Annotated in this window: 9 protein-coding genes and 1 rRNA gene; all 10 read left to right on the top strand. The window is 72.3% G+C overall.

From position 1 onward, the window contains the following. The first annotated feature begins 178 nt into the window (after window positions 1-178). The 10 genes from rrf to BEP24_RS10755 all read left to right on the top strand — a co-directional run bounded on the left by rrf (window position 179) and on the right by BEP24_RS10755 (window position 11,040). A 5S ribosomal RNA gene (rrf, locus tag BEP24_RS10805) occupies window positions 179-295 on the top strand. Between the two features lie 1,385 nt (window positions 296-1,680). Then, window positions 1,681-2,418, top strand: coding sequence for a hypothetical protein (locus BEP24_RS10795; protein ID WP_065963209.1), 738 nt, complete (start codon window positions 1,681-1,683; stop codon window positions 2,416-2,418). 16 nt (window positions 2,419-2,434) lie between these two features. Continuing rightward, on the top strand, window positions 2,435-3,412 hold the full coding sequence (locus tag BEP24_RS10790) for an HAD-IIA family hydrolase (protein WP_065963207.1): 978 nt from the start codon (window positions 2,435-2,437) through the stop codon (window positions 3,410-3,412). A 10-nt stretch (window positions 3,413-3,422) separates the two neighbouring features. Then, window positions 3,423-3,704 carry a hypothetical protein gene (locus BEP24_RS17080; RefSeq protein ID WP_141693435.1) on the top strand — a complete coding sequence of 94 codons (282 nt, stop codon included), beginning with the start codon at window positions 3,423-3,425 and terminating at the stop codon, window positions 3,702-3,704. Beyond that, entirely contained in the window at window positions 3,697-4,575 is an 879-nt protein-coding gene (locus tag BEP24_RS10780) for a TlyA family RNA methyltransferase (protein ID WP_083230289.1), read from the top strand. Before BEP24_RS17080 ends, BEP24_RS10780 begins: the two co-directional genes overlap by 8 nt. Then, complete coding sequence (locus BEP24_RS10775) at window positions 4,572-5,489, top strand: NAD kinase (RefSeq protein WP_065963206.1); 918 nt, start codon at window positions 4,572-4,574, stop codon at window positions 5,487-5,489. Before BEP24_RS10780 ends, BEP24_RS10775 begins: the two co-directional genes overlap by 4 nt. Beyond that, window positions 5,486-7,180 carry a DNA repair protein RecN gene (gene recN / locus BEP24_RS10770; RefSeq protein WP_065963205.1) on the top strand — a complete coding sequence of 565 codons (1,695 nt, stop codon included), beginning with the start codon at window positions 5,486-5,488 and terminating at the stop codon, window positions 7,178-7,180. The genes BEP24_RS10775 and recN overlap by 4 nt, the downstream gene beginning before the upstream one ends. 864 nt (window positions 7,181-8,044) lie before the next feature. Further along, window positions 8,045-9,715 (top strand): CTP synthase, encoded by a 1,671-nt coding sequence (locus BEP24_RS10765; protein WP_141693437.1) that lies wholly within the window; start codon window positions 8,045-8,047, stop codon window positions 9,713-9,715. A gap of 144 nt (window positions 9,716-9,859) precedes the next feature. Next, window positions 9,860-10,456: an NUDIX hydrolase gene (locus BEP24_RS10760; protein ID WP_065963200.1), complete on the top strand. Its 597-nt coding sequence runs from the start codon at window positions 9,860-9,862 to the stop codon at window positions 10,454-10,456. 17 nt (window positions 10,457-10,473) lie between these two features. After that, entirely contained in the window at window positions 10,474-11,040 is a 567-nt protein-coding gene (locus tag BEP24_RS10755; RefSeq protein WP_065963218.1) for a DUF1349 domain-containing protein, read from the top strand. Window positions 11,041-11,048 lie beyond the last annotated feature (8 nt).

Raw genomic sequence — 11,048 nt, 5'->3', positions numbered from 1 at the left:
CGTGGAGCTGACCGGTACTAATAAGCCGAAGACTTGACAACACAATTATTTCCCCACCCTTGTGGTGGGGGCTCGCGTCCACTTTGTGGTTCCCGACAGACGATCGGGAATCAAACTGAATACTTCAGCTGAACCAGCATGAAGGAACAGTGTTTGATCCGTTTCGGGTCGACAGTGTTCCGGTGGTCATAGCGAGAGGGAAACGCCCGGTCACATTCCGAACCCGGAAGCTAAGCCTCTCAGCGCCGATGGTACTGCAAGGGGGACCTTGTGGGAGAGTAGGACGCCGCCGGACTCAACGTAAGTGATGTGGCCATCGGCCCTCCATCGAGAACTCGCAGGGGAGACCCTCGTTCTCGTGGAGGCCGGTGGCCACATCTGTTTCTGCGCCGCACTCGACGTGCCGAGCGGTCCGTGATGGACTTGCTTCGGTGCCGACTTCGTGCGGCCTCTACACACAACGACACAGCGGACGATCGCCCGAGGACAGTTTCGGGCACGCGACGAGGAGCAACGGTGGCGAACGACGACGAGCAGCGACGGAACGACGGCGACCGCCAGGGTCGATCCGACCGGGAGCCACGTCGGGACGGCGGTGCACCGCGAAGCGACCGTTGGTCGTCCGGGCCTCGGGACTTCGAACGTCGCGAAGGGCAGCGCGGTGGCCGGGGCGATGATCGCCCGCGCGGGAACACAGGCCCCCAGCGTCGCGACGTCGGCCGCCCCGCTCGTGACGGGGACCGTCCGTTCCGTGACTCTGGCTCCCGACCGGCGTGGCGCGGCGAACGCGATGACGCGGGTCGTCCCCCTCGCGGTGATGGGCCGCGAGGCGATCGTCTGTTCCGTGGTGGTGACGATCGTCGTCCGGCGCGTGATGGTGAGCGTCGTTCCTTCGGCGGTGACCGTGCCGCGCGCGGTGGTGATGACCGTCGTCCGGCGCGTGACGGCGAGCGTCGTCCCTTCGGCGGTGACCGTCCGTTCCGTGGTGGTGACGACCGTCGTCCGCCGCGTGATGGTGACCGTCCGTTCCGTGGTGGTGATGACCGTCGTCCGTCGCGTGATGGTGACCGTCCGTTCCGTGGTGGTGATGACCGTCGTCCGGCGCGTGACGGCGAGCGTCGTTCCTTCGGTGGTGACCGTCCGTTCCGTGGYGGTGAYGACCGTCGTCCGYCGCGTGATGGTGACCGTCCGTTCCGTGGTGGCGATGACCGTCGCCCGGCGCGGGACGGCGAGCGTCGTTCCTTCGGTGGTGACCGTCCGTTCCGTGGTGGTGACGACCGTCGTCCGCCGCGTGATGGTGACCGTGCCGCCCGTGGTGGTGACGACCGTCGTCCGGCGCGTGATGGTGACCGTCCGTTCCGCGGTGGCGATGACCGTCGTCCGCCGCGTGACAGTGAGCGTCGTTCCTTCGGCAGTGACCGTCCGAACCGTGGCGGCGACAGCGGTGGCGAGCGTCGGCGCTTCGGTGACGGTGACCGGCACGCCGGTGCACGGTTCGGCGAGGCAGCGCGTGACGACTGGGAAGACCGCGACCCGTACGGCACGCGGTCGATCCGCCCGCGGCACGAGGACCCGGAGATCTCGGACGAGGTCTCGGCCCGCGACCTGGACCCGGCTGCACGCGCCGAGCTGAAGACCCTCAGCAAGGAGAACGCTGACTGGGTCGCGAAGCACCTGGTCATGGCGGCACTCCTCGTCGACGAGGACCCCGAGACCGCGAACCAGCACGCGCTCAGTGCAGCGCGTCGGGCCGGCCGCGTGGCGGTCGTCCGCGAGACCGCGGCCATCACCGCGTACCGCACCGGCGACTTCGCCACGGCGCTCCGCGAGCTCCGCACCTACCGACGGATCTCGGGCAAGAACGACCAGCTGCCGATGATGGTCGACTGCGAGCGCGGGCTGGGACGCCCTGAGCGCGCGCTCGAGCTCGGACGGTCGATCGACCGTGCTGCGCTCGACCCGGCCGTGCAGGTGGAGCTCGCGATCGCGATGTCCGGTGCGCGGCTCGACCTCGGCAACCCCACAGCCGCGCTGGGCGAGCTGGAGATTCCACAGCTCGACCCGACCACGGCCTACACGTGGTCGCCGGCGCTCTACAGTGCTTACGCGGCGACGCTCGAGGAGCTCGGGCGACAGGACGAGGCCGACGAGTGGTGGGCGCGGGTGGACCGCGCTGCCGAGGCCCTCGCCGCCGCAGCGGACGAGAACGCATGGGAGACAGTTGATGTGGTCGAGGAAGAAGTCGAAGGACACGACGAGCCCGTCGCCGACGTCGCAGCCGACTCCGACGTCGTCGAGCACGGTGTCGACGGCCTCGACGACTCCGCCCAGCTCGGGGAGCCCGACGAGCCCGACGACGACATCGACGAGATCGACGACGACAACCCCCGCGACGTCGACGGCTCCGCAGCAGGCTGAGCCTCCGACGGCCGGTGTGGACGTCGTCCTCACCGACCTCGACGGTGTCGTCTACCGCGGACGGAACGCCATCCCGCACGCGGTCGAGGCGCTCAACCTCGCTGCTCGGTCCGCTCGGGTCGGCTACATCACGAACAACGCCTCGCGTCGACCCGTCGACGTCGCCGAGCACCTCGAGCAGTACGGCTTGGTCGTCGGCCCGGAGGACGTCGTGACCTCGTCCCAGGCAGGCGTCCGTCTGCTCGAGACCCTCGTGCCGGCCGGTTCCACCGTCCTGGTGACCGGCGGGCTCGGGCTGACGAGCATCGTCGAGGAAGCCGGCTTCACGGTCACGGCGAGTGCCGACGACGCACCCGCAGCCGTCATCCAGGGCTTCTCGCCGGACCTCGGGTGGACGCACCTGGCCGAGGCGTCGTTCGCGCTCGCGGACCCGGACGTCCCGTGGGTCGCGACGAACATGGACTGGTCGATCCCGGTGGAACGCGGCATCGCGCCCGGCAACGGCACGCTGGTGTCCGCCGTCCACCAGGCGGTGGGCCGCATGCCGGTGGTGGCGGGGAAGCCCGAGCGCCCGATCTTCGACGCTGCGCTCGCGCGGTTCGGGGGCGAGCGGCCGTTGTTCATCGGTGACCGCCTCGACACCGACATCAAGGGTGCGAACGACGCGGGCATCCCCAGCGTCCTCGTGCTGACGGGCATCGACCAGGCGAAGCAGGTCCTCGCCGCCGACCAGCGCTCGCGTCCGACCTACGTGCTCGAGGACCTCCGCGGGTTGTCCGAGCCGTACCCGGTCACCGTGCGGCGCGAGGACCACGACGGCACGCGCTACGTCACGGTCGGCGACGCCACCGTCGCGATGCACGGGCACGTCGTCCGGGTCCTCGACCGCGGGACGCCCATCAACCTGCTCCGTGCGGGGTCGACCCTGATCTGGGAGTCGGGGTTGGCCATCTACGGCCTCGACGTGGACCCCGTGCTCCACGGCGGCGAGTAGCCTGACCGACGTGTCGAACGACGAGCGTGCGGGTGGTCCCGAGACGAGGCGACCCGCGCACGGACCCGACACCACGGACGCCCTCGACTCCGCAGACGCCCCTGACACCGCAGGGTTCGCCCGCGCCGGAGACGGGACCGATGCGGACGCGACCGCCGACGCACCCGACAGCGTCGCATCGCGTGCCGCTGCCGCCGAGGCGCTGCCGCTCGAACAGCGCGCGGACGCCTTCGCGGCACTGCACGACGAACTCCGGACGCGCCTCGAGAGCGGGAGCGCGCACCGTGCCTGAGCCTCGCGACCACGCCTCCACCGACGCGGGCACCCGGACGGACGAGGCGTCGCAGCCGGTCCGCCTCGACGCCCTCCTGGCCGCCCGTGGTCTGGCCCGCTCGCGGACCGCGGCAGCCAAGCTCGTGCAGGCCGGCCGGGTCACGGTGGACGGCCGCCCCGTGGTGAAGCCGTCCGCGCCGGTGTCCCCGCAGGTGCCGATCGTCGTCGACACCGAGGACGAGTGGGTCTCGCGGGCAGCGCTGAAGCTCGTGCACGCCCTCGACGCGTTCGAGGTGGACCCCACCGACCGTGTCGTGCTCGACGTCGGCGCGAGCACCGGGGGCTTCACGCAGGTCCTCCTGCACCGCGGCGCCCGACGGGTGGTCGCGCTCGACGTCGGCCACGGGCAGCTCGATCCCTCGTTGGCGATCGACGCCCGTGTCCGGGTCGTCGAGGGGCTGAACGCGCGCACCCTCACCGCCGACGAGTACGCAGCCCTCGACGCCGCGGCCCCGGAGACCAGCCTGGTCGTCGGGGACCTCTCCTTCATCTCGCTGCGCCTGGTGCTGCCGGTCCTCGCCGGGGCGGTACCAGCCGACGACTTCGTCCTCCTGGTGAAGCCCCAGTTCGAGGTCGGTCGTGGCGGTGTGCGCGAGGGCATCGTCCGCGACGCCGCGCTGCGCAACGACGCCCTCATGAACGTCCTCTGGTCGGCGTGGGACGCGGGCCTCGGGACGACCGGTCTCGCCGCGTCACCGATCGTCGGCACGCACGGCAACCACGAGTACCTCGCGCGCTTCCAGCGTCGTGTCGGTGGCGATCCGACAGAATGGGGGAACCCGACAGCGTGGATCGGTCGGGCGTCCGAACTCACTGAAGGGGCTGCATGAGCGACCGCCACATCCTGCTCGTCTCCCACACGGGGCGTCAGGACTCCATCGATGCTGCGGTCGAGGTCTGCGACCTCCTGCACGACGCCGGGCTCGTCCCGGTGATGCCGTTCGACGAGTACGCCGACGTCCGTCGCGCCGAGGCCTCCGTCGGCCAGGTCGACATCCTCGACGTCGACGTGCAGGCCGACCAGCTCGAGATCGTCGTCGTGCTCGGCGGCGACGGCACGATCCTCCGGGCGGCCGAACTCGTCCGCGGCACCGGCGCACCGATCGTCGGCGTGAACCTCGGGCACGTGGGCTTCCTCGCCGAGAGCGAGCGCGACGGCCTGCACGCCACGGTCGAGCGGGTGCTCGCGGGCGACTACAAGGTCGAGGAGCGCGTGACGCTCCAGGTCGACGTGGTCGTCGGGCACGAGGTCGTGTACTCCTCGTGGGCGCTCAACGAGGCGACGATCGAGAAGGCGTCACGGGAGCGCATGCTCGAGGTCGTCACCGAGGTCGACGGGCGTCCGCTGTCCTCCTTCGGGTGCGACGGCGTCGTCGTGGCGACGCCCACCGGGTCCACCGCGTACTCGTTCTCCGGCGGCGGTCCCATCGTCTGGCCCGATGTCGACGCGCTCCTCATGGTGCCGCTCAGCGCGCACGCCCTGTTCTCCCGTCCGATCGTCGTCGGCCCGGACCGCACCCTCGCGGTCGAGGTGCTGCGCCGGACGAGCGGCGTCGGCGTGCTCTGGTGCGACGGCCGCCGCACCCACGACCTGCCACCGGGCGCACGGGTCGAGGTCCGTCGCTCGACGGACCCGGTCCGCGTCGCACGGCTCAAGGACGCCCCGTTCACCGACCGCCTGGTCGCGAAGTTCCAGCTGCCCGTCGCCGGGTGGCGCGGCCCCGCCGTCGAGGACGACGCATGATCGAGGAGATCGTCATCTCCGACCTGGGCGTCATCGGTGAGACGACGCTCGAGCTCGGCCCGGGCTTCACGGTCGTGACCGGCGAGACCGGTGCGGGCAAGACCATGATCGTCACCGCGCTCGGGCTGCTCCTCGGCGCGCGCGCCGACGCCGGCTCGGTGCGCCGTGGCGCGTCGAGCGCCGTCGTCGAGGGCCGCTGGCACGTCCCGGAGCAGGACGCGGTCGCCGCGCGCGTGCAGGACGCCGGCGGGACCGTCGAGGACGGCGAGCTCATCCTCACCCGTACCGTGTCGGCCGAGGGCCGGAGCCGCGCGACGGTGGGCGGCCGCAGCGCCCCGGTCGCGGTGCTCGGCGAACTCGCCGACCAGCTCGTCACGGTGCACGGGCAGTCCGACCAGATCCGGCTGACGTCGGCGTCGGCACAGCGCGCGGCGCTCGACGGCTTCGGCGGTCGGGCGGTGCAACGCGCCCTGGACGCGTACGTGACGGCGTACGACACCTGGCAGGCGCACGCGGGCGAGCTCGAGACCCTGGTCCGTGACCGGGACGACCGCGTCGCCGAGGCCGACCGGATCCGAGCGGCCTCCGACGAGATCGAGGCAGCCGACCCGCAGCCCGGCGAGGACGTCGAACTGACCGAGCGCGCGGAACGGCTCGGCAACCTCGAGGAACTCCGGCTGTCGGCCGGGACCGCGCACGAAGCCCTGTCCAGCGAGTCGCTCGACGACGCCCCGGACGTCATCGGGCTGGTCGAGACGGCGCGGCGTGCGGTCGAGCGCGTGGCCGGCTCGGACCCGGCGCTGCTGCCCGTCCTCGAGCAGCTGACCGAGCTCGGCATCCAGGCATCCGAGGCGTCGGCGAGCCTGTCGAGCTACCTCGGGTCGCTCGAACCGGACGCCGGGCACGACCTCGAGCTCATCAACGAACGGCGGGCACTGCTCGCGAACCTGACCCGGAAGTACGGCGACACGGTCGACGACGTCATCGCCTACGGGCAGCGCGCGAGTGATCGGCTGCTCGAGCTCGACGGGGACGACGACCGCATCACCGCACTGCAGGAGGCCGTCGCGCAGGACGAGCAGACGCTCGCCACCGCCGCTGCCGCACTGACCGCGGCTCGGTCGAAGGCGGCGACCGACCTGGCGAAGCGCGTCACCGCGGAGCTGGGGACGCTCGCGATGGCCGGCGCGACCCTGGTCGTCGAGGTCACCGACGGCGGCGAGTACCGGCGGCACGGACGGGACCAGGTCGCGATCCTGCTGCAGCCGCACTCCGGTACCGACCCGCGCCCGATCGGCAAGGGTGCCTCGGGCGGTGAGCTCTCCCGGGTGATGCTCGCGATCGAGGTCGTGATGGCCGGCAGCACCACCGTGCCGACCTTCGTGTTCGACGAGGTCGACGCGGGCGTCGGTGGTGCCGCCGCGATCGAGATCGGGCGGCGGCTCGCGAAGCTCGCGGAGCGGACGCAGGTCATCGTGGTCACGCACCTCGCGCAGGTGGCGGCGTTCGCGAACAACCACCTCAACGTCGTGAAGGACGCCAGCGGGGCGGTCACCTCGTCGAGCGTGCGGCGACTCGAGGGCGAGGACCGGCTGCAGGAGATGGCACGGCTGCTCTCGGGCCTCGGGGACAGCGCGAGCGGCATGGAGCACGCGCGCGAGCTCCTCGACGTCGCCGGTCAGCGCGCGTAGGAACGCGGCCGGTCGGGAGGCGCGGGTCGCCCGTCCGGGGCCGCCGGCGGCCGCGACGTGGTCACCGTCACCGCCACCGCCACCGCGCGTCCTCCGGCGCCGCGGGAAGCTCGAGCGGAGGCCGCGCCGACGGCCGGCCGGCCGCGTTCGGCGCGTCCGGCCGTCCGCATGCTCGGGAGCATGGGCCGCTCCGCCGGAGCGCCCGATGCGCCGTCGGGCACAGCGGGCGCTCCGCCGGAGCGCCCGATGCGCCGTCGGGCACAGCGTGGAACGGAGGTCGCCCCGGCCGCGCCGCGGGGTGCCCGAGCGGAGGCCGCGCCGACGAACGGCCGGCCGCTTCCGGCGCGTCCGGCCGTCCGCGCGGGCGGCGGCGCGACGTGCGTGGCGGGCGTGAGCAGCGCCTGCCGGCTGCCGTACACAGGCTCTGCGCGGGCCGCGGTGCGTGGCGGGCGTGAGCAGCGCCTCCCGGCTGCCGTACCCGGCTCTGCGCGGGCGGCGCGAGGTGCGTGGCGGACCGGGGTCGCGCCTCCCGGCTGTCGTGCCCGGTCCAGCGCGCGGCGCGAGGTCCGTGGCGGGCGTGAGCCGCGCCTCCCGGCTGCCGTGACCGGCTCCGCGCGGGCGGCGCGAGGTGCGTGGCGGACCGGGGTCGCGCCTCCCGGCTGCCGTGCCCGGTCCCGCGCGCGGCGCGACGTCCGTGGCGGGCGCGAGCAGCGCCTCCTGGCCGCCGTCCCGGCACCGCGCACCGGGCGCAACGCCCGTGGCGGACCGGGGGTCGCGCCTCCCGCCGGTTCTGACGTACGATGGAACCCCGTGGCGGACACTCTCAGCGGCGGTACCCAGAACGACAGCAACTCGACCCCGAAGGTGACGAAGCAGATCTTCGTGACCGGCGGGGTCGTCTCGTCCCTCGGCAAGGGCCTGACGGCGGCAAGCCTCGGCAACCTGCTCACGGCGCGCGGCCTCAAGGTCGTCATGCAGAAGCTCGACCCGTACCTCAACGTGGACCCGGGCACCATGAACCCGTTCCAGCACGGCGAGGTCTTCGTGACCGACGACGGTGCCGAGACGGACCTCGACATCGGGCACTACGAGCGCTTCCTCGACATCGACCTGGCGCAGTCGGCGAACGTCACGACCGGGCAGGTCTACTCGACGGTGATCGCCAAGGAGCGGCGCGGCGAGTACCTCGGTGACACCGTGCAGGTCATCCCGCACATCACCGACGAGATCAAGCGCCGGATGCGCGAGCAGTCCGAGAACGACCCGCAGCCCGACGTCATCATCACCGAGGTCGGCGGCACGGTCGGCGACATCGAGTCCCAGCCCTTCATCGAGTCCGCGCGGCAGGTGCGCCACGAGCTCGGGCGCAACAACGTGTTCTTCGTGCACGTCTCGCTCGTGCCGTTCATGAGCGCCTCGGGCGAGCAGAAGACGAAGCCGACGCAGCACAGCGTCGCCGCGCTCCGGTCGATCGGCATCCAGCCGGACGCCCTCGTCCTGCGCAGCGACCGCCCGGTGTCGGACGCGAACAAGCGCAAGATCGCCCTCATGTGCGACGTGGACGAGGACGCCGTGGTGAACGCGGTGGACGTGCCCTCGATCTACGACCTCCCGACGCTGCTGCACGACCAGGGCCTCGACCAGGTCATCATCGACGCGCTCAAGCTCGACGCGCACGACGTGGACTGGTCGGCGTGGAAGCCGGTCCTCGACGCCGTGCACGAGCCGAAGAAGGCCGTCACGATCGCCCTCGTCGGCAAGTACATCGACCTGCCCGACGCCTACCTGTCGGTGACCGAGGCCCTGCGCGCCGGTGGTTTCGCGCACAACGCCAAGGTCACGCTGAAGTGGGTCGTGTCGGACGACTGCACGACGCCCGAGGGTGCCGCGAAGCACCTCGGCGACGTGGACGGCATCTGCGTGCCCGGCGGCTTCGGCGTGCGCGGCATCGAGGGCAAGCTCGGTGCGCTCCGCTTCGCGCGTGAGCAGGGCATCCCGACGCTCGGCCTGTGCCTCGGCCTGCAGTGCATGGTCATCGAGTACGCCCGCCACGAGGCCGGTCTGACCGACGCGTCGAGCACCGAGTTCGACCCGGAGACCTCGACGCCGGTCATCGCGACGATGGCGGAGCAGGTCGACATCATCGCCGGCGGCGACATGGGCGGCACGATGCGCCTGGGCCTCTACCCGGCGCACTTCACGGACGGATCGCTCGCCGCCGAGCTCTACGGTGCTCCCGAGGCGTCGGAGCGCCACCGTCACCGCTACGAGGTGAACAACCAGTACCGCCAGCAGATCGCGGACGCCGGCCTGGTGTTCTCGGGCACGTCGCCCGACGGCACCCTGGTCGAGTACGTCGAGCTGCCCCGCGACGTGCACCCGTTCTACATCGCCACGCAGGCGCACCCGGAGCTGCGCTCGCGTCCGACGAAGGCGCACCCGCTGTTCGCCGGGCTGGTGGACGCGGCGATCGCCCGCCACGAGGCGTCGAGCCTCTTCGACCCGCAGGAGGAGTCGGCGGAGGTCGTCGCCTGACGCGACCCACGTCCTGACGGGAGGCGCGGTGCCGGCTGGCACCGCGCCTCCCGTCGTCCGTGGGGTGCGTGGGACGCGCGGTGCGCGCACGAGGTGGCCTGGTGACCGGGTGGCCCGCGAGGGGCTGCGTGCCAGGATGGGGCGGTGACTGACGCACCGATCGCCGACGAACCCGCCTCCTACCCGGTCACCGAGTCGACCGTCGTGTACGAGGGCGCGGTGTGGGACGTCCGCCGCGACGTCGTCGACTACGACGGGCACGACATGGTGCGCGAGTACATCGACCACACCGGCGCCGTCGCCGTGTTCGCCGAGGACGACGAGGGCCGCGTCCTCGTCATCCAGCAGTACCGGCACCCGGTCGGCCTGCGCGACTGGGAGCTGCCCGCGGGCCTGCTCGACCACGCGGGCGAGGACCACCTCGAGGCCGCGAAGCGCGAACTCGGCGAGGAAGCCGACGTCGCGGCGGACCACTGGGAGCCCCTCGTCCGGTACAACACCTCGTCGGGCGGCAGCGACGAGTTCATCCAGGTCTACCGGGCGCGGGGGATCCGTGACACCGAGAGCGCCTTCGAGCGCGAGGCCGAGGAAGCCGACATCGTGAAGCGGTGGGTGCCGCGCGAGGAGCTCGTCGCGGCGGTCCTCGCGGGGCGGGTGCACAACTCGGCGCTGATCGTCTCGACCCTCGCGGCGGACGCGATCGAGCGTCGTCGCGCGGACGAGGGCGGGGCCGGCCGGTGACGCAGGGCCTCCGCGCCCTGCTCGACGACGGGGCGTGGACGCACGAGCCCGCCGGGGTCGACCCCGAGGGCGGCGGCCTGCGGGTCACCGCGGTCGAGGGCAGCGACGCGTGGCGGACGACCTCGTACGGGTTCGTGCACGACTCCGAGCACGCCCTCGTGCGGCCGACGGACGGGCCGTTCTCGGTGGAGGTGTCGTTCGTCCTCGACTTCACGGAGCAGTTCGACCAGGCCGGGGTGTTCCTGCGGGTCGACGACGGGCACTGGATGAAGGCGGGCGTGGAGTTCGCGGACGGGCAGCCGCAGGTGGGGGCCGTCGTCACGCGCGAGGTGTCCGACTGGTCGGTCGCGCCGGTGCCGTCGTGGGCCGGGCGGACGGTCACCGTGCGCGCGAGCCGGGACGGGGACGCGGTCACCGTCCGGGCCTGGGCGGAGGGCGAGGAGCCCCGGCTCGTGCGGGTCGCGCCGCTCGACCCGGACGCAGCGGTGTCGGCGGGGCTGTTCTGTGCGGCACCGACCCGGAGCGGGCTGACCGTGACCTTCACGGACTGCCTGTTCGGCGGCCCGGACGCGGCGCTGCACTGACGGACGGG

The organism is Curtobacterium sp. UCD-KPL2560, from assembly GCF_001705035.1.
In the GTDB taxonomy this organism is placed as follows: Bacteria; Actinomycetota; Actinomycetes; order Actinomycetales; family Microbacteriaceae; genus Curtobacterium.
Note: the sequence above shows the minus strand (reverse complement) of the source record. Positions and strands in the feature narration are given on the sequence as shown.